General features: G+C 68.2%; 15 protein-coding genes. 2 read left to right on the plus strand and 13 right to left on the minus strand.

Features of this window, described 5'->3' with window-relative positions:
* Window positions 1–2 precede the first annotated feature (2 nt).
* Genes N415_RS12895 through N415_RS12910 form a run of 4 tightly spaced genes read right to left on the minus strand, consistent with a single transcriptional unit; the run spans window position 3 to window position 4,134 of the window.
* Entirely contained in the window at window positions 3–1,142 is a 1,140-nt protein-coding gene (locus tag N415_RS12895; protein ID WP_068181934.1) for a cation:proton antiporter, read from the minus strand.
* 4 nt (window positions 1,143–1,146) lie between these two features.
* Complete coding sequence (locus N415_RS12900) at window positions 1,147–1,629, minus strand: cation:proton antiporter regulatory subunit (protein ID WP_068182020.1); 483 nt, start codon at window positions 1,627–1,629, stop codon at window positions 1,147–1,149.
* Between the two features lie 42 nt (window positions 1,630–1,671).
* Window positions 1,672–3,612: a KUP/HAK/KT family potassium transporter gene (locus N415_RS12905; RefSeq protein ID WP_068181937.1), complete on the minus strand. Its 1,941-nt coding sequence runs from the start codon at window positions 3,610–3,612 to the stop codon at window positions 1,672–1,674.
* Between the two features lie 48 nt (window positions 3,613–3,660).
* Entirely contained in the window at window positions 3,661–4,134 is a 474-nt protein-coding gene (locus N415_RS12910) for a GtrA family protein (RefSeq protein ID WP_068181939.1), read from the minus strand.
* An 83-nt stretch (window positions 4,135–4,217) separates the two neighbouring features.
* Here N415_RS12910 and N415_RS12915 point away from each other — a divergent pair, with 83 nt between their 5' ends.
* On the plus strand, window positions 4,218–4,682 hold the full coding sequence (locus N415_RS12915; RefSeq protein ID WP_068181941.1) for an SRPBCC family protein: 465 nt from the start codon (window positions 4,218–4,220) through the stop codon (window positions 4,680–4,682).
* On the opposite strand, the gene mddA is transcribed toward N415_RS12915, so the two are convergent.
* Complete coding sequence (gene mddA / locus N415_RS12920) at window positions 4,679–5,443, minus strand: methanethiol S-methyltransferase (RefSeq protein WP_068181944.1); 765 nt, start codon at window positions 5,441–5,443, stop codon at window positions 4,679–4,681. The genes N415_RS12915 and mddA overlap by 4 nt on opposite strands.
* Before the next feature lie 195 nt (window positions 5,444–5,638).
* On the opposite strand from mddA, the gene N415_RS12925 reads away from it, so the two are divergent.
* The gene (locus tag N415_RS12925; protein WP_081665222.1) at window positions 5,639–7,375 is read left to right on the plus strand and encodes an ATP-binding cassette domain-containing protein; all 1,737 of its coding nucleotides are present in this window, start codon (window positions 5,639–5,641) and stop codon (window positions 7,373–7,375) included.
* A 22-nt stretch (window positions 7,376–7,397) separates the two neighbouring features.
* On the opposite strand, the gene N415_RS12930 is transcribed toward N415_RS12925, so the two are convergent.
* The 8 genes from N415_RS12930 to mtrB all read right to left on the minus strand — a co-directional run bounded on the left by N415_RS12930 (window position 7,398) and on the right by mtrB (window position 19,874).
* A complete protein-coding gene (locus N415_RS12930; RefSeq protein ID WP_068181947.1) occupies window positions 7,398–8,192 on the minus strand; it encodes an adenylate/guanylate cyclase domain-containing protein in 795 nt (264 codons plus the stop codon).
* Window positions 8,193–8,267: 75 nt separating this feature from the next.
* On the minus strand, window positions 8,268–9,818 hold the full coding sequence (locus N415_RS12935; RefSeq protein WP_068181953.1) for an HD domain-containing phosphohydrolase: 1,551 nt from the start codon (window positions 9,816–9,818) through the stop codon (window positions 8,268–8,270).
* Between the two features lie 162 nt (window positions 9,819–9,980).
* A complete protein-coding gene (secA, locus tag N415_RS12940; protein WP_068181955.1) occupies window positions 9,981–12,830 on the minus strand; it encodes a preprotein translocase subunit SecA in 2,850 nt (949 codons plus the stop codon).
* A 96-nt stretch (window positions 12,831–12,926) separates the two neighbouring features.
* Complete coding sequence (raiA, locus tag N415_RS12945; protein ID WP_068181958.1) at window positions 12,927–13,619, minus strand: ribosome-associated translation inhibitor RaiA; 693 nt, start codon at window positions 13,617–13,619, stop codon at window positions 12,927–12,929.
* Between the two features lie 330 nt (window positions 13,620–13,949).
* A complete protein-coding gene (locus N415_RS12950; protein WP_068181961.1) occupies window positions 13,950–14,591 on the minus strand; it encodes a ComF family protein in 642 nt (213 codons plus the stop codon).
* A gap of 45 nt (window positions 14,592–14,636) precedes the next feature.
* Complete coding sequence (oxlT, locus tag N415_RS12955; RefSeq protein WP_204366822.1) at window positions 14,637–15,989, minus strand: oxalate/formate MFS antiporter; 1,353 nt, start codon at window positions 15,987–15,989, stop codon at window positions 14,637–14,639.
* A 460-nt stretch (window positions 15,990–16,449) separates the two neighbouring features.
* Complete coding sequence (gene lpqB / locus N415_RS12960; protein WP_152531359.1) at window positions 16,450–18,207, minus strand: MtrAB system accessory lipoprotein LpqB; 1,758 nt, start codon at window positions 18,205–18,207, stop codon at window positions 16,450–16,452.
* Window positions 18,207–19,874, minus strand: a complete 1,668-nt coding sequence (gene mtrB, locus N415_RS12965; protein WP_068181964.1) for an MtrAB system histidine kinase MtrB — start codon at window positions 19,872–19,874, stop codon at window positions 18,207–18,209. The genes lpqB and mtrB overlap by 1 nt, the downstream gene beginning before the upstream one ends.
* Window positions 19,875–19,885 lie beyond the last annotated feature (11 nt).

Here is a 19,885-nt window from a genome sequence, read left to right on the forward strand (position 1 = left end):
GGCTAGTTGGCGGCGCGACCGCCCGCGTACCGGGCCGCCACCGGGCCCATGATCGCCATGACGAAGACGTAGGACGTCGCCAGCGCGGCGACGGCGGGGATCGAGGTGCCCACCAGGCCGATGATGATCAGCGAGAACTCGCCCCTGGCGATGAGCGCGGCGCCCGCGCGCAGCTGCCCGCGCCGCGCCACGCCGTCGCGCCGGGCGGCGAGCATTCCGGTGGCCACCTTCGTGGCCGCGGTGACGGCGGCCAGGGCCAGCGCCGCCGGGAGCATCGGCAAGAGCTCGTGTGGGTCGACCGAGAGGCCGATCGCGAGGAAGAAGATGGCGGCGAACAGGTCTCGGAGCGGGCCGAGCACCTGGCGGGCCCGGTCGGCCGTCGCGCCGGTCAGGGTCAGGCCCACCAGGAAGGCGCCGACGGCGGCCGACGCGTGCAGGACCTCCGCCACCGCCGCGACCATGAGGGTGATGCCCAGGACCCGCAGCAACAGCTGCTCGGAATCGGGGTGTTCGACCAGCCGCCCGACGTGGTGGCCCCAGCGGTAGGAGGCGGCGAACGCGGCCAGCAGCGCACCGACCGCGGCGGCCATCCCGACGACGGCATGCACCCAGCCCCCACCCGACGCCAGCACCGCGAACAGCGGCAGGTAGGCCGCCATCGCGAAGTCCTCGAGCACGAGCACCGAGAGCACCGCCGGCGTTTCCCGGTTGCCGAGCCGGCCCAGGTCGACCAGCACGCGCGCGATGACGCCCGACGAAGAGATGTAGGTGACCCCGGCCAAAGCCAGGATGGCAACGCCGTCCAACCCCAGCAGCCAGCCGGCCACCGCGCCGGGGGTGGCGTTGAGGACGATGTCGACGCCGGCGGAGGGCAGGTGGTGCCGCAGGCTGGCCGCGAATTCGGTCGCCGAGAATTCCAGGCCCAGGGTCAGCAGCAACAGCACGATGCCGATGGGCGCGGCCGTCGCGATGAACTCGCCGGCCGCGGCCACCGGCAGCAGGCCACCCTTGCCCAGCGACAGACCCGCCAACAGGTAGACCGGTATGGGGGACAACGCGAAACGCCTTGCCAGGGCGCCCAATACGGCAAGTGTGGCCAGGAGGGCGCCGAGTTGAAACAGCAGCGCCCCCGAAACCTGCATCGGCTCAACCCTTGTCGATGATGCGCTCGACACCGGCGATGCCGTCTTCGGTGCCGATCACGATCAAAACGTCTCGCGCGCGCAACATTTCGGCCGGGCCGGGCGAGGCGAGCACTTCGTCGTTGCGTACGATGGCGACGATCGATGCCCCGGTGCGGGTGCGGGCGCGCGTGTCGCCCAGCGGGTGTCCGACGAACGGGCTGCCGGCCACGATGTGGACCTGTCCCGTCTCGATGCCCGGCAGCCCGCGGGAAAGCTCGGTGAACCGCTCCGCGATGCGCGGTGCGCCCAGGATCTGGGCCACCGCCTCGGCCTCGGCGTCGGTCAGGTGCAGGACGGGTCTGGCCTGGTCGGGATCGTCGGGGCCATACAGGACGACGTCGAAATCGCCGCCGCGGCGGGCGATGATCCCGATACGGTCACCGGTGTGGCTGGTGAATTCGTACCGAAGACCGACCCCGGGCAGCAACACCTCCTTGACATCCATGCCGTCCATCCTTCCAGCAGGACGGGCCCTGCTACATCTGAGCTACACCTGAATCCGCGCGCCCATGACCACTGTCCGGTCGATGGGCAGGCCGAAGTATTCGGCGGCGTCGGCGGCGATGTAGGCGGTGGCGATGAAGAGGCGCTTGCGCCACGGCGCCATGGTCGGCGCGGGGCCGGCCCTCAGCTCCAGCTTCGACAGGAAATACGAGGCCTCGTCGACGGCGATCCGACCCTCGGTTTGCTTCGGGTCGAGCAGGCGCAGGGCGGCCGGGATGTTGGGCCGTTCCATGTAGCCGAACTTCGCGGTGACGTGCACGACCCCGTCTTCGGCATAGCCCAGGGAATCGACCTCGATGCGTTCCTCGTCCACCACCCGCGGCGCCGGGAGCGTCTCGATCGACATGATCACCGAATGCTCGTGCAGCACCCGGTTGTGTTCGACGTTGGCCCGCATCGCCAGCGGCGCGGTCTCCTTGCCGCGGTTGAGGAACACGGCAGTCCCGGGTGTCCGCACCAGCGGTGGCTTACAGCCGGCCAGCTGGTCGACGAATTCGCGCAGCGGTCCCTCGGCCCGCGACCGGGCCTGCGTGACCAGCTCCCGGCCCCGCTGCCAGGTGGTCATGACGGTGAACGCGGCGGCCGCGATCAGGAGCGGCACCCATGCCCCGTGCACCAGCTTGGTCAGATTTGCCGCCAGGAAGAGCAGGTCCACCGACAACAACGACCCGGCGCCGACCACGATCAGCCACACGGGCGTGCGCCAGCGCCTGCGGGCGACATAGAAGAAGAGCAGCGTGGTGATGGTGATCGTCCCGGTCACCGCCATCCCGAACGCGAAGGCCAGTGCCGCCGAGCTGCGGAACGCGAAAACCAGGATCAGCACCGAGACCATCAGCAAGCCGTTGATCCAGGGCACGTAGATCTGGCCGATCGTCGACTCAGACGTGTGCACGACCCGCACCCTGGGCAGGTAGCCGAGCTGCGCGGCCTGCGACGCGACCGAGTAGGCGCCGGTGATCACCGCCTGGGAGGCGATAACGGTCGCGGCCGTCGCCAGCAACACCATCGGCAACCGCGCCCAGCCCGGCGGCAGCAGAAAGAAGGGCGCGTCGACGACGCTCTTGTTGCCCAACAGCAGCGCGGCCTGACCGAAATAGCTGAGCACGCACGCCGGCATGACCACGAGCAGCCAGGCCCGGGTGATTGCCGGGCGACCGAAGTGGCCCATGTCGGCGTACAGCGCCTCGGCGCCCGTCACCGCCAGCACGACCGCGGCAAGCGAGAAAAACGCGACGTCGAAGTGCTCGACCATGAACGTCAGCGCGTAGGTCGGCGACAGCGCTTCGAGGATCTGCGGGTGCGTGGTGATCCCGGCGACCCCGCACGCGCCGATCGCGGCGAACCACACAACCATCACGGGCCCGAACATGCGCCCGATGGCGGCGGTACCGCGGCTCTGAAAGGCGAACAGCGCCACGATGATCACCGCGGTGATCGGCACGACCCAGTCACCCAGGCGCGGCTGTATCACCTTGAGACCCTCGACCGAGGAAATCACGGAGATCGCCGGGGTGATCATGCTGTCGCCGAAGAACAGCGACGCGCCGAAAATGCCGAGCACGGCCAGCGTCGCCGCCGTGCGACGGCCCCCGGGCCCGCCGAGCCGGCTCACCAGGGTGATGAGCGCCATGATGCCGCCCTCGCCGTCGTTGTCGGCGCGCATCACCAGAGTGACGTAGGTGAGGGTGACGATGATCATCACCGACCAAAAGACCAGGGACACAACGCCATACAGGTTGGCGGTGGTGATCGGTATCGGGTGTGGGTCGTGGGGGTCGAAGATCGTCTGGATCGTGTAGATCGGGCTGGTCCCGAGGTCGCCGAACACGACACCGAGCGCGCCTATCACGAGCGACGAGCGGGCCCCGTCGGTGCCGAAGACGCTGCGAAGCGGCGACGCGGGCTTGGCTTGCGTGGGCATGGCGACGTTCCTCCACCGAGGACTAGCGGGAGGTCGATCCTAAGGCCGTCAACGGCGGAAGACCACCCAGCGCATCGCGCAGTACATGTACACCGCCTCGCAAACGCCCGCCAGCACTCGCGACAGCTGGTATTGCACCCCGATGGCCGTCAGCGCGCTGGAGACCCCGAGGATCAGCGCCAGGTAATTGACGACGACCACCGTGACGTAGACGGCGACCTGCTTCCCGACCGGCGCGTGGGACTGAAAGTTGAAGGTGCGGTTGAACACATAGCTGAGCGCGAAGGCACACGAGTAGGCCACGGTGACGGCGATCGGCACCGGAAGACCGAGCCCGCCGCGCAGGCCCGTGAGGATCGCCAGATCGATGCCGAACGTGAGCCCGTTGATCAGGCAGAAGCCGAGAAACGTGGGCGCAACGACCGATCCGAGCCCGAACGGAAGCCGATCGACCACCACCTCGCACCACTGATGGAATCGGTCCACCCAGCGCGATTGAGCGACCCGCGACCCGGTTTGCACACCGGTACCGTGGCATGTCCAGGTATCCGGCACGTGATCAATTGGCCAACGCCGGGCAGAGCCTGCGGCGCTAGTGTTGCCGGATGGACGGAAGCACGCTCAGCGTCGAGCGGGTCATCAAGGCGCCACCGGAAGAGATCTTCGCGCTGCTGGCCGATGCCGGCAGGCACGCCAGCTTCGACGGTTCGGAGTCGGTGAATCACGCCTCGCGGCAGTCGGTTCCCTTGTCGATGGGTTCGAAATTCGGGATGGCGATGAAGGGGCGGAAGGAAACTCTGTTCGTCCCGTACCGCACCACCAACACCGTCATCGAGTACGAGCCCGCCCGCCGCATCGCCTGGCAGACCAGGTCGATGGGCGGGCTGATCGGCGGCCGCATCTGGCGCTACGAACTAACACCCACCGAGGGGGGGACGCTGGTACGCGAAACCTGGGACGTGTCACAGGACAAACAGAAGCGGATGATCACCGCCGGTTCCATGCCCCGGCAGACCCAGGACGGCATGCGCGCCACCCTGGATCGGATCGCCGGGCTCCTCGAAAGTTAGTGTTGGCCAATCGCTTCCGCTGAGCGCCGGCGCGGCCCGTGCTTGATCGGGACCAGCATCGGGACCTCGCGACGGTACTGGCGATAGTCGCTGCCCAGCGCCGCGACGAGGCCGCGCTCTTCGATGTGCACCGCGATCAGGATGTATGTCGTCATCGCGATCGAGAAGAGCAGATGCCCGGCCGTCATCGTGGGGGCCGCCCAGAACGAGATGAGGAAGCCCAGCATGAGCGGGTGGCGCACCAACCGATAGAACAAATGAGTGCGGAAATGCAGTTCGGTGTAAGGCTTTTGGCGCCACGCCAAATACACCTGCCGCAGCCCGAACAGGTCGAAGTGGTTGATCATGAACGTCGCGCCCAGCGCGATCACCCAACCCAGCCAGAACAATCCCCACAGCAGCACGCGCGCCGCCGGCTGCCGCACGTCCCAAACGACCGCCGGCATAGTCCGCCACTGCCAATAGAGCAGCAGCAGCACGGCGCTCGACAGCACTACGTAGGTGCTGCGCTCTATCGACGGCGGCACGTACCGGGTCCACCACGCCTTGAACGCCGAGCGCGCCATGACGCTGTGCTGCAGGCCGAACGCCCCGACCAGCAACACGTTGACCACGATGGCCTCAACGATGGGCGACGACAGCCCGTGATCGACGGTGCGCGGCACCCACAGGTTCGCCACGAACGCAACGAGATACAGAAAGGCGACGAGGAACAGCAGGTAAGCCGCCGCGCCATAAGCAAGAGTCAAGTAACGCTTCATGGCCCAAGTGTCGACCGCATCGGCAGCCGGGTATATAGGTCATCTGCCTCATCTTTGCGCGGCGGCGCCCTAGTTATTTCTGACTAGTCGGCCCCCGCTTGACGATTTGAGGCAAACGCCTCATGCGGCCGGCGCAGCGGCGGACCGATGATCGCCCGTGACAAGGCCACTTCGAGAAGGCACGGAGCCCAGATCATGAGCGAATCAACATGTGACACATCAGCCATCGAGTTACTCGGTACTCGGGACGCCGAACCGCTGGGCGGCGCACGGATCGACGCGATCGACGTCAGCAGGCGAGTCGGCGGCCGGCAGATCCTCGACAAGCTGTCGCTCTCAGTGGAACCCGGCGAATTGGTCGCGATCGCCGGCGGCAGCGGAGCCGGCAAGACCACATTGCTGGAAATCCTTGCGGGGCTGCGAGCGCCGTCCGCCGGTGAGGTTCGGCACGACGGGGTCGTTCGTCGCGGCAAAGCGCTCGGGGCCAGCGCCGCCTCGAAAGTCGGCTTCGTGCCCCAGGACGACATCATTCATCTCGAGATGCCCCTGCGCCGGACGCTGCGCTACGCCGCGCGGCTTCGGCTCCCGGCGGGCACGCCCGCGGTCGAAGCGGAGCGGATCGTCGAGGAGACAATGCGCGACCTCGACTTGGCCGATCGGGCCGACGTGCCGGTGCGTTCCCTGTCCGGCGGCCAGCGCAAGCGGGCCAGCATCGCCGTGGAGCTCCTGACCCGGCCACGCCTTTTCTTCCTCGACGAACCCACCTCCGGGCTCGACCCGTCGACTGCGGCCGACGTGATGCGCCTGCTGCGCCGGCTCAGCCAGCGCGGGGTCACCGTCGTTCTCACCACCCACGAGCCGGCCGGCATCGACTTGTGCGACCGGGTCGTCTTCCTGGCCCGCGACGGCCACCTGGCCTTCACCGGCAGTCCGGCCGCCGCGCGGCACTACTTCGGCGTGGAGAACCTCACCGAGGTCTACGAGCGCCTGGCCGCGGAGCACACGCCGCGGATCTGGGCCGAGCGGTTCGCACAGAGCCGCGCGAAGTCAAACGCCCGGCCCGGGTTCAGCCGCCAGGCCGTCTCGGCCACCAAATCCGACGTCACGCGAACCGGCATGGTCCGGCAATGGTGGCTGCTCACCCGGCGCAACGTCGACGTACTCGCCCGCAACCGGCTGACCCTTGCGATCCTGCTGGGATCACCGGTGCTGGTGACGGCGATGATGGCGACGCTGTTCAGGCGTGGCGCGTTCGATCCCCGTGGCGCAGCCGGCGTCGGCCCGGCCCAGATCGTCTTCTGGATCGCGTTCGACGGCTTCTTCTTCGGGCTGACGTACGGCCTGCTGCAGATCGTCGGCGAGATGGCCGTCTTCCGGCGCGAACGCCTGGCCGGGCTCAGCGTGGGCGCGTACGTGGCGTCAAAGGTGACGGCGCTGCTTCCGGTTCTGGCGGGCGTGAGCGCGGTGTTGCTGCTTGTGTTGCGGGCGCTCGGGCGGCTGCCCGCGGCGGGATGGGACGTTTACGCCTCGTTGTTCGCGACGCTTGTGATCGAAGCGATTTCAGCGCTGGCCCTGGGCCTCTTCGCCTCGGCCGCCGTCTCCAACGCCGCGCAGGCGGCCCTCGCCCTGCCGATGTTGTGCTTCCCTCAGGTGCTGTTCGGTGGTGCGATCGTGCCGACCGACCAGATGGCCACCCCCGGACGCCTGATGAGCCTGGCCCTGTCCAACCGCCACGCGTTCGATGCGTTGGGGCGCGACCTGGAACTCGACCGCTACACCGCGACGCTGCCGGCCATGTCCGTATACCGCGAGACCTTCCAGGGCGGGAACGCCGTCAGTCTCATCGCGCTCGCCTCGTTCGCCATCGCCCTCACGGTGGCCACCGCCTGGCTGTTGGACCGGCGATCGCGGCCCGGCGCGTCCATGCGGTGACGGGAGCGAGCCGAACGAACGCTCAGAACTTGTGGACGAAGACGTTAATCGGCTCATCCTGCCCCCGCAGGATCAGCGTGCGGCGCTGCATGCCGGCCGTCATTTCGTCGGCGACCCCACTGGCAACCAGCAACTCCCCGCCGGCGGCGCGTTGTTGCATCCGGGCCGCGGCGTTGACCGGGCGGCCCAGGGCGGTGAAGTCGACCACGGCGCCGCCGACGTTGCCGACGTATGCGACGCCCGCGTGCACGGCGACGCCGGCGTCCAGCCAAGGTCCGTTCGGCGTGCCGTAGCCGATGGCCCGGAGCAGCTCGATTCCCGCCTCGACAGCTCGTTGCCGATACCGCGGGCCGCTGATGCCCCGCACGAAAAACGCCATCACCTCGTCACCGATGAGCTTGTCGATCACGGCGTCATGGCGCAGCAGGGTTTGCGTCGCGGCGCCGTAGAACCGGTTGAGCAACGCGGCGAAGTCTGCGGCGGCCTGACGGTGACCCAACGCCGTGGAGCCTCGAACGTCGACGAACAGCACCGCGATATCGACCTCAGCTCCTCCGCGCGGCAGCGCATCGCAGCACCGCGTGCACAGGTTGGGGTTCTTGCGGGACCGGCGGAAGCCGGCAACGGCAAAGAGCCGGCCGACGGGGCCGCCGAACGGGTTGTTGCACAGCTTGCAGCGCGGCGCCGACGGTAGGTAGCGGAAAGCGTGCCGCGCCCGGACCAGCGATGAGTGGCCCTCGGTCAGCACCGCGTCCCACAACCGCGGCGAGAGCCCCGGGTGCGATTCGTAGAGTTGGCTTCGGCCAGTGCTAAACATGCAGAAATGGTCGCCTCGATTTCCCGCGTGCACATGAGGCATTCGCCCCAAACATTCCGGCTACCGGGGCAGGTTTCAGCCGGGCGCGCCGCCGGTCAGGCCGTGCCGGGTCGCATACAGGCTGGCCCCGATCCGGTTCGAGACCCCGATCTTGGCATAGATGTGCTCAACATGATTGCGCACGGTCTTCTCGGAGATCCAAAGCGCCGAGGCGATTTCGCGGTTAGACCGCCCCTGGGCCACATGGAGCAAGACCTCGGCCTCGCGCCGGGTCAGGCCCGACGGCCTGGTAGCTCTGCGCGACGGCTGGTGACCCGCGGCCTCCAGCACGGCTTCAACCGCGTCGCCGTCCAGGCGACCCCGCGCGGCTTCGCTGCGCAATTGCGTGGCCGCGGCGGCCCCATCCAGCGCATCGCGATATGGTCGCGGCTCGGTTGAGCCGCAATAGCTTTCGGCCGCGGCGAGTACCCGCTCGCGCATCGACAGATCGTCGCCACGGAGCCCGTTCGGGTACCCCGACCCGTCCAGCCGTTCGTGGTGGTTGACCGCGACCTCCCGGACGGCCTTGAGCCCACCGACGCGGGCCAAGATCCTCCCGGTCAGATACGGATGCAAGTGCACACGCTCGCGTTCGGCGTGGGTCAACCCGTGCGGCTTTTCCCACACCCGGTTGGACACACCGATCCGGCCGAGATCGTGAACGTAGCCGGCCCGGCGCAGCGTGTCGATCTCGTCCGTCGCCAGCCCGGCGCACTTGCCGGCTTTCTCCGCCAGCTCGGCCACCGCTCGCGAATGGCCAAGGGTGAAGGGGCATTTCAGGTCGACGAAATCGCCCATCGCACACAAGAGCCGGTCCAGCGACGAACCACTCAGCGTTTCCCCGGGATCCGGCGCCAACCCGGCGGCCGTCTCCCACGCGTCTTCGTCGTCGCGCAGCAGCTCGTCGGCGACGTCGCAAAACACTGCGACTATGTCGGGGTCGAACTGTTTGCCGCTGCGACGGCGAACCTCCGCGATCGCGCGGCTCGCGCCGTAGGCGCGATGGTGCACTTCGGCGATGTCGGCGAGCTGCGCCACCCGCATGGTCACGGGTATCTGGCTTCCCGCGGCACCGGTAGGAAGGCCGCTGCCGTCCCACCGCTCGTACGCGAAGGGCAGGGCTTCGCACACGTCCTCGCCGAGGCCGATCTCCTCGGCGAGCAGCGCGGCCGACAGGCAATGTGAGTGCATCAACGTGCCGAGGTTGCCGCGTGCGTCCAAAAACAGCTTCGCCGCCAGCTGGGCCCGTTTCGGCAATGTCGACCCGCGGCCGAGGTTGCTGACGAGGAATCGCCGGAACTCAGCGCCGGACCAGTCGATGAAGTGGCTGTCATGTCGCGCCGCGATGTCGTCGCCGAACCACCGCGCGTACTCGTGCGAGTCGGCATGACACCCGATCCACATCACCAGGCCCGTGTAGAAAACCGTCCCGCGCTCACGCTCGCCGAGGCCGAGGCGCTCGGCGAGCCGCGTTCCCATCGCCGCCGACCGCAGCATGTGATCCATGGGCTGGCCGAGCCCGAGGTCGATCGCCAAAGACAGCGCCGCCAATACCTCAGTCCGCGACACCGCGCCGTCGAAGGGCATAAACCCGCCCCTTCCCGGCCTGTCACGGTGGCGACGCCGGTGTAGCCAGACAGAAGCCGACGCCTGATAAGCCTATGGCATCGGCGTTGCCAGGTGGCCGATTGTGCGGCCAGCCGCACACTGGCTGCCGAACGTGCGGCCAGCCGCACACTCGGCGCCGGGCTAGCGGCGCTTGACCGACTTCGGCGGCTTGGCGCCGCGACCCTGCTGGCGCGCCGCCGCACGACGCTCGCGGCGACTGCCGCCGCCGGGCACACCGGCCGGCGCCTTCTGGGCGCCACCGCCATTGCGCTGCACCTGCGCCGAGCCGTCCTCGGACGGGCCGGAATACGTGAGCGCGGGCGCCTCGTCATCAATGCCCTTGGCGCGCAACACGCTTGGCGCCTCCTCGCGGGCCGCGGCGGGCGCTTCGCCTTGGTCGTCGGGCTGCCCGCCGGCGCCGGTCCCCAGTTCCGCCAGGCCCTCGGGCGTCGGCTGCGGGGCGACCTGCGGGGTCGGCACCGCTTCCACGGTGACGTTGAACAGGAAGCCGACCGACTCCTCCTTCATGCCGTCGAGCATGGCCATGAACATGTCGTAGCCCTCGCGCTGGTACTCCACCAGCGGATCGCGCTGCGCCATCGCCCGCAGCCCGATGCCCTCCTTGAGGTAGTCCATCTCGTAGAGGTGCTCGCGCCACTTGCGGTCGATGACGTTGAGCAACACGTTGCGCTCCAGCTGACGCATCGCGCCCTCGCCGGCGATCTCCTCGAGCTCGGCTTCCCTTGCGGCATAAGCCCTTTCGGCGTCCTTGATCAGCGCGTCGAGCAGCTCGTCGCGGGTGAGGTCGTCGCGGTCGGAGTCGGCGTCGGGGTGGGTCAGCGTCTCGTGCGCAATGCCGACCGGGTACAGCGTTTTCAGCGCCGTCCACAGCGCGTCCAGGTCCCAGTCCTCGGCGTAGCCCTCGGCGGTCGCGCCGTCGACGTAGGCGGTGATGACGTCACGGACCATGTCCAGCGCCTGGTCCTTGAGGTTCTCGCCCTCCAGGATGCGGCGGCGCTCGGCGTAGACCACCTTGCGCTGCTGGTTCATCACCTCGTCGTACTTGAGGACGTTCTTTCTGACCTCGAAGTTCTGCTGCTCGACCTGGGTCTGGGCGCTCTTGATGGCGCGGGTCACCATCTTGTTCTCGATCGGCACGTCGTCGGGCAGGTTCAGCCGGTTGAGCATCGCCTCCAGCGCGGCGCCGTTGAAGCGGCGCATCAGCTCGTCACTCAGCGACAGGTAGAAGCGCGACTCCCCCGGGTCGCCCTGCCGGCCGGACCGGCCGCGCAGCTGGTTGTCAATGCGCCGCGACTCGTGGCGCTCGGTGCCCAGCACGTACAGGCCGCCGGCCTCGATCACCTCTTCGGCCTCCGCGCTGGCCTCCTCCTTGACGATGGGCAGCTCCTCGTGCCAGGCCGCCTCGTACTCGTCGGGCGTCTCGACGGGGTCGAGGCCGCGGGCCCGCAGCCGCTGGTCGGTGAGGAAGTCGACGTTGCCGCCCAGCACGATGTCGGTGCCGCGGCCGGCCATGTTGGTGGCGACGGTGATGCCGCCGCGGCGGCCCGCAACGGCGATGATGCCCGCCTCCTGCTCGTGGTACTTGGCGTTGAGCACGTTGTGCGGGATGCGGCGCTTCTGGAACTGCCGCGACAGGTACTCGGAGCGCTCGACGCTGGTGGTGCCGATCAGGACCGGCTGGCCCTTCTCGTAGCGCTCCTCGACGTCGTCGACCACCGCGATGTACTTGGCCTCCTCGGTCTTGTAGATGAGGTCGGACTGGTCGGTGCGGATCATCGGCTTGTTGGTCGGGATGGAGACCACGCCCAGCTTGTAGATCTCGTGCAGCTCGGCCGCCTCGGTCTGGGCGGTACCGGTCATGCCGGCCAGCTTGTCGTAGAGGCGGAAGTAGTTCTGCAGCGTGATGGTGGCCAGCGTCTGGTTCTCGGCCTTGATCTCGACGTGCTCCTTGGCCTCGATGGCCTGGTGCATGCCCTCGTTGTAGCGGCGGCCGATCAGCACGCGGCCGGTGAACTCGTCGACGATGAGCACCTCGCCGTCGCGCACGATGTAGTCCTTGTCGCGGTTGAACAGCTCCTTGGCCTTCAGCGCGTTGTTGAGGTAGCTGACCAGCGGCGAGTTGGCCGCCTCGTAGAGGTTGTCGATGCCGAGCTGGTCCTCGACGAACTCGACGCCTTTCTCGTGCACGCCGACGGTCCGTTTGCGCAGGTCTACCTCGTAGTGGACGTCCTTTTGCATCAGCGGCGCGATGCGGGCGAACTCGGTGTACCAGTTGGAGGCGCCGTCGGCCGGGCCGGAGATGATCAGCGGGGTGCGGGCCTCGTCGATGAGGATGGAGTCGACCTCGTCGACGATGGCGAAGTTGTGCCCGCGCTGCACCAGGTCGTCGAGCGAATGCGCCATGTTGTCGCGCAGGTAGTCGAAGCCGAACTCGTTGTTGGTGCCGTAGGTGATGTCGGCGTTGTAGGCCACCCGCCGCTCGTCGGGCGTCATCTGGGCCAGGATCACGCCGACGTCCAGGCCGAGGAAGCGGTGCACGCGTCCCATCCACTCGCTGTCGCGTTTGGCCAGGTAGTCGTTGACCGTGACGACGTGCACGCCCTTGCCGGCCAGCGCGTTGAGGTAGGCGGGCAACACGCAGGTCAGGGTCTTGCCTTCACCGGTCTTCATCTCGGCGACGTTGCCCAGGTGCAGCGCGGCCGCGCCCATCACCTGCACGTCGAAGGGGCGCTGGTCCAGGACCCGCCACGCGGCCTCGCGGGCCACGGCGAACGCCTCGGGCAGCAGGTCGTCCAGGGTTTCGGGGTTTTTCTCGTCGTTGAGGCGCTGCCGGAACTCGTCGGTCTTGGCCCTCAGCTCGGCGTCGGTGAGCTTCTCGACGTCGTCGGACAACGTGTTGACATAGTCGGCTACCCGCTTGAGGCGCTTGACCATGCGACCTTCACCAAGGCGCAGCAACTTCGACAGCACAGCTATATCCCCTGTGGGTTGGAGTCTTCCTCTTTTTGCGAGGCGGCATCCATCCTAGGTGAAGAGGCAGTTAAGGCCCTCAAACGTCGCTGAACGTCAGGCCAGCCTGATCAGCCCGTAGTCGTAGGCGTGCCGGCGGTACACGACGGACGGCCGTTCGGTCTCCTTGTCGTAGAACAAGAAGAAGTTGTGCCCGACCAGCTCCATCTCGTAAAGCGCCTCGTCGACGGTCATGGGCGTGGCCTGGTGTTCCTTGGTGCGGACCACCCGGCCCGGCTCGTGGTCTTGCCGCTCGCCGTGGTCGACCCCCGCGCCGTCGTGTTGATGCGGCTCGACGGGTTCGGAGTTGAAGGCCTTCGCGGGAAGCGGCGACACCGCGGTGGCGGCGGCCAGCGACACCGGCGTCTTGTCGCCGTAGTGCACCTTGCGGCGGTCCTTAGCGCGGCGCAGCCGGTTCTCCAGCTTGTCGACCGCGGACTCGAAGGCGGCGTAGAAGCTGTCCGCGCAGGCCTCCGCGCGGCTGACCGGGCCGCGGCCGCGCGCGGTGATTTCGACGCGCTGACAGGACTTGCGCTGACGGCGGTTGGGAGCGTGTTTGAGCTCGACGTCGAAGAGATAGATGGACCGATCGAATCGTTCGAGGCGGGCGAGTTTTTGCGAGACGTAGAAGCGGTAATGATCGGGGATTTCGACGTTGCGGCCCTTGAACACGACTTCGGCGTTGAGGGTCGGCTCGGCCGGCTCGCTGCTTTCTGCTGGCGCTTGGTCGAGAGTCTGACCGGAATCCACGGTAAGCCTTGACATACGTGTCAACTCGTTTCCTTTTCCACGTCGCACGCTGTGCGTGCCGGCTTCCTACATGACGCGCCGACGGGGGGTTGGGAGCGGTTTCTTCAGGTCACCGCCGCAGGCTGCCCGCCGATGCAAGGTGTCGGATTCTCACCCCCTCCACGTGTGGCGTATCAACCCGGAAATCGACGACTGCGTTGCGCCGGGTCAAAGATGTTCCTGAAGGTTGTCCTCGACGTTAGCTCGTGTTCGCCTTGGGATGCCACCAATTCCGGGCAGCTGTTGCGAGTTCTTCACATGCGCGTGGCTCGTCAACGGAGAAGGGCGGCTTCACGCGGCCGCGATCGCCAGCACCGCGGCCACGCGGACCCCGGCGGCGCGCAGCGTCCGCACCGACTCGCGGGCCGTCGCCCCGGTGGTGACGACGTCGTCGACAACGATGACCTCGCGCGTTTGGGGGCGCGCCGGCCGCCCGCGCAGCACCACCCGGCCGGCGATGTTGCGCTCGCGCGCCGAGGTGCCGAGGCCGACGGAGTCGCGGGCCAGGGCCTTCATCCGCAGCGCCGGCGCGACGGCGATGTCGGGGTGCCCGGCAACCGCGGCGCGCGCCAGCCGGGTGACGGGGTCGCCGCCGCGTGCGCGCGCCGCCGACCGCCTCGTCGGCGCGGGCACGATCGTCAGCGGTGTCTCGACCATCCCCCAGGTCAACAGCCGGTGGACCCCGACGGCCAGCGCCCGGGCCAGAGGACTGACCAGGTCGCCGCGCCCGTTCTCCTTCAGCGCGAGGATCGCCGCGCGCCGGGCGCCGGCGTAGCGGCCCAGCGCGAACACCGGCGCCTCGGGTTCGATGCGGGGGTTGACGACGTGCGGCTCGTCGGCCCTGACGTCAAGTTCCGCCGCGCAGGCGTCGCACCAGCGGGTCGACGGCGCCCCGCAGCCGCCGCATTCCAGCGGCAGGATGAGATCGAGCACGGAGTCAGTGTGGCGGGCACGGCCGACAACTACTGCTGAGGGCGCTCACGACGCCGCGATCGGTGCGGCTTCGACGAAACGCCGACGCGCCGGCTTCAACACGAAGACGGCCAGCGCCGCGGTTCCCAGATCGAGTGCAATCGCACACCCGAACACCGGAATCCAGCTCCCGGCGTGCTGATGCAGCAGCGCCGCGAGCGGACCACCGAAGACCGAACCGATCCCGAACGAGATGTAGAGCCAGCCATAGTTCGCTGTCGCATAACGGGCCCCGAACGTATCGGTCAAGGTGGATGGGAACAGCGAGAAGATCTCACCCCAGCCAAAGAACACCAAACCCGACAGGAGGACGAACAGCGTGGCGTCGTGTCGCGTCAGCAACCAGAGCGTCATGGCAACAGCCTCCAGCGCGAAGGCAAACGCCATGGTGTTTTCCCGGCCCAGTCGGTCCGATACCCAACCGAAAAACGGCCGCGTCAGCCCGTTCGTGAAGCGGTCGATCGTCAAGGCCAGCGGCAGCGCGGCGAGCCCGAACACCAGCACCTTGCTCACACCGAAGTCGGTCGCGAACGTAGCCATCTGCGACGTGACCATCAGGCCCGAAGTGGCCATCATCGTCATCATGACGAACATCAGCCAGAAGAGTGGCCGCTTGAGCATCTCGGCGGGCCGGTAATCACGCCGAGCGGCGGACGGCCGGGCGCTCGGTACGGTCAACCCGAGATCCGCCGGCGGCACCCGCAACCCCTGCGCCGCAACGAAACCGACGGCGGCGAACACGATGCCGAAGAGCCACAACGTCGACTCGACACCATGCGCGGCGAGCGACGAGGCGATCGGAAAAGTCGTCAAAATCGCGCCCATCCCGTAGCCGGCCGCCACCACACCGGCGGCGAATCCGCGTCGATCGGGAAACCACCGGACCACCAGCCCCACGACGCCGACATACACAATTCCCGTGCCGAGACCACCGACGCCGCCATAGGTGAGATACAGCATCGACACGGTGTGCGCGTAAGAAGCGAGCACCCAGCTCGCGCCCGCCAGCAGCGTGCCGATCGAGATCAACCGGCGGGGCCCGAAGCGGTCGACCAGCGCACCCTGGAACGGCGAGAAAAACGCCTGTAACAGCACCAGAATCGAGAACGTAACCTGCAATTCGGGCAAGGCAATCCCGAGTTTGGTGGCAAGTGGCTTGGTCATCAGCGTCCACACATACTGGGGACTCGATATCGCCATCATGCACACCAGCCCAAGGCCGAGCTGAAGCCAGCGGGTCTGCGCGACGGTCGGCGCACTGGGTACAGCCGTGCCGCCCATGGTGTCCGCGTGAACAATCAACGTGTTCCTCCGTTCCGATTGCGGCTCGGCCCGCCCGCCATTGAGCCACTCGCGCACCTACATTGCCCGCACCATTCCGCCCGGCGAAAAATCGGAAAACGGCTTCCTGCAGGAGTTTTCAACTGAAATCGAGTTATGCGACGCCAATGTGCGGTCCTGACAGTAATTTTCGCTTGTTACCCAGGCGTTACTCCCAGTAGCGGGCTTATCAACATCCACTCACAGAAAGCAACAGCCTGGAGTGCGAAATATGAACAGTATTGTCAGATAACGACATACATTGATAAATCTTACATATGCGACGATAAGTCGTGTGTATCAGCCCTGCAGAATAGCGGGTCGCCAATTGACCTTTTCGTCGCTGCGGGGCCGCGAGAACAATCTCGGGTGTGAGCTGGCGTGGGGCTGGTCAGCACTGACTCGTCGAGGCGCGCTTACGATCCGATCAGCACGGCGCTGGACGTCAGCGTCTTCCGAAACGATATGTGGCACAAGGCATGAGCCACGGCCGACGTCGCTAGCCCGGCAGCACCGGCAGTGCGCCGGGCACCGACAGCCCGGACACCTCCGACCAGCTCTGCTGGCTTTCGGGGGCCGACGCCGAATACTGCAGCACCCCTTCGGGGGCCGCGACGTAGACGGCCGACGGGTTGGCCGCGACCGTCGTGACCGGCATCTGCAGGCCGCGGGCCGGCGCATCGGAGTTCACCCCGTCGAGGTTGACGTAGGACACCGGGTGGCTGGCGTCGGTGCGGGTCACCACGATGTCATCGCCGGTCCGCCACGACAGCGAGACCACCGAGTTGCCGAGGCCGAAACCCAGCCGCCGCGGGTAGGTCAGCGCGTACTGCCCGGCCTGGGTCTGCTCTACACCGGCGAGGATCACCTGACCGTTGATCACCATCGCGGCGCGCGTGCTGTCGCGGGACAGCTGCAGGTCGGTGATCGGCCCGGGGAAGCTGGAGGCCACCACCGCGGAATCCACCGGAATGCGCGCGGGCTGCCCCGACGCCGGTTCCTGAATCGCGCGCAGCACGTTGTTGTTGTCGACCACCACCCACACCGCGTCGTCCAGCGACCAGCTGGGCCGCGTCAGGCTGTGCCCGTCGGCGGCCTGGACCGCCTCGCCGCCGAGGTCGCCGATCCACAGCGACGCCGCCTGGTCCGGGGCGCCGCGGCGCAGTGTCACCACCGACGCCACCTGCCGCCCGCTGCGCGACAGCGCGGCGCCGGTCTGGTCGCCCACCCGCCCGAACGCCCCGGGCACGGTGTTGGCATGCTGGCCGTCCAGCCCGACCAGCGACCCGTTGACCAGGGCGTGCAAGCCCGCCCCCGCACCGTCGGCCACACCGGGGTCGGTGGCGGCGACGTCGGAGGTGGTCCACCCTTCGGCGAACCGGTCGTCCAGCGGCGCGCCGTCGGCGTTGATCACGTACGGGCCCCGGATGTCGGCCCGGGCCAACGTCCAGATGATCTGTGCCGCAAGCAATTGCCTGCTGTGCGGATCGGTGGTGGACAACTTCTCCAGGTCGATGCGGGCGCCGCCGTAGCCCTTGCCGATGCCGTTCTTACCGCCGTCGGCCCGGGTCACCGGGCCGCGCAGCCGCAGCGGCGGGGCCAGCAGGTTGCGCACGGTGTGGGCCATCTCGGGCCGCGGCCCGGCCAGCATCTTGGACACCAGCTCGGTGGCCAGCTGGTCGTGGTCGGACACCGCGACGTAGCGGGGATCGGGCACCACGGTCTTGCCGGTCGGGTCGGCGAAGTACAGCGTGTTGCGTTTGTAGGTGGACTGGAACTGCTGCCAGTCCAGGAACACGCCGTTGGGCAGCCGGTCGATGCGCCAGCCTCCCGACGTCTTGACCAGCTCGATCGGCCCCGGGTCGGGCAGCACGCCCTCGGCGGTTTCGAACACGCCCACGTCGGACAGCGAGCCCAGGATGTCGGCGCGCATGGTCGCCGAAACCCGTTCGGCACCACGGGTTTCCACGAACACCACGTGGTCGATCAGCAGGGCGCTACCGGCGTCGTCCCACGCGTTGGACGCCGACTGGGTGAGAAATTGCCGGGCCGCCAGGTGCCGGTTCGCGGGATCGGCTGTGGCCTTGAGGAATTCGCGCAGCAACACGTCGGGGTCCATGCCCGGGGTCGGCTTGGGCAGGTTGGACGGCGCCGGCCGCTCGACCGTGCCGATGGCCTGCGGGGCCGACGAGCTGGGCACCCCCGCGCAGCCGGCCAGGACGAACGCCAGCGATAGGAGGGCGAGCAGCCGTCGCATCAGACGCTCCGCTCGGCGTGCTCGCGCGGGCGCTGCGGCTCGGGGCGCGGCGGCGCGGGCGGCTCGGGGATCGGCTTCAGCGGCAGCGGGCTGGTGGTCACCTTGTGACCGCGAATCAGGGGCAGTGTCAGCCGGAAGCACGCGCCCTCGCCGGGCTCGCCCCACGCCTCCAGCCGGCCCTGGTGCAGCCGCGCGTCCTCGACGCTGATCGCCAGGCCCAGCCCGGTGCCGCCGGAGCGACGCACCCGCGACGGGTCCGAGCGCCAGAACCGGCTGAACACCAGTTTCTCCTCGCCGGGTCGCAGACCCACCCCGTAGTCGCGGACGGTGACGGCGACGGTGTCCTCGTCGACGCCCATCCGGATCTGCACCGGCTTGCGCTCGGCGTGGTCGATGGCGTTGGCGATCAGGTTGCGCAGGATCCGCTCCACCCGGCGCGGGTCGACCTCGGCGATCACCTCCTCGTCGGGCAGGTCGACGAGCAGCTCGATGCCGGCGTCCTCGGCCAGGTGTCCCACGTTGCCCAGCGCGCTTTGCACGGTGGTGCGCAGGTCCACCGCCTCGACGGACAGCTCGGCCACGCCGGCGTCGTGCCGGGAGATCTCGAGCAGGTCGTTGAGCAGCGTCTCGAACCGGTCCAGCTCGTTGACCATCAGCTCGGTGGACCGGGCCAGGGTGGGGTCGAGGTCGGCGCTGTGGTCGTAGATCAGGTCGGCGGCCATCCGCACGGTGGTCAGCGGGGTGCGAAGTTCGTGGCTGACGTCGGAGGTGAACCGGCGCTGCAGGTTGCCGAACTCCTCGAGCTGGGTGATCTGGCGGGACAGGCTCTCGGCCATGTCGTTGAACGACACGGCCAGCCGCGCCATGTCGTCCTCGCCGCGCACCGGCATCCGTTCGGACAGGTGCCCCTCGGCGAACCGCTCGGCGATCCGCGACGCCGACCGGACCGGCACCACCACCTGGCGGGACACCAGCAGCGCGATCCCGGCGAGCAGCACCAGCAGCACCGCGCCGCCGGTGATCATCGTGCCGCGCACCAGCTGGATGGTGGCCTGCTCGTTCTTCAACGGGAAGATCAGGTAGAGCTCGAGGTTGGCCACCTGCGACGACGTCGGCGTGCCGATGACCAGCGCCGGCCCGGAGAACCCGTCGGTGTGCACGGTGGCGTACTGATACGCCGCCTGCCCGGCCTTGACGAAGCCGCGCAATGCGTTGGGCACCTGGTCGACGGGTCCGGCCGTGGTGGCGGCGCGCGGACCGTCGCCGGGCACCATCAGCGCCGCGTCGAAGGCGCCGGCCAGCCCCGCGCCCGAGGCGGGGTCGGTCTTGGACGTCAGCGTGTTGCGGGCCAGCTGGAGGCTGCTGTCCAGCGAGCGGGTCTCCTCGCCGTTGACGATCCCGGCGACGGTGGTGCGCGCCCGCTCGATCTGCTCCATGGCGCCGCGGACCTTCACGTCCAGCACCCGGTTGGTCACCTGGCTGGTCAGCACGAAGCCGAGCGCGAGGATGACGGCGAGCGACAGGCCCAGGGTCAGCGCGACGACCCGCAATTGCAGTGATCGGCGCCAGGCAGCGCCCACAACGCGACTCACCGCACCCATGCCCCGCGTCATGGGGCCGGAGCGCCCCCAGCGACTTCTAGTGCGTTGCCGAGACCCCCAGATCAATGAACCTCCCG

Source organism: Mycobacterium sp. UM_CSW, assembly GCF_000455205.1.
GTDB lineage: Bacteria > Actinomycetota > Actinomycetes > Mycobacteriales > Mycobacteriaceae > Mycobacterium.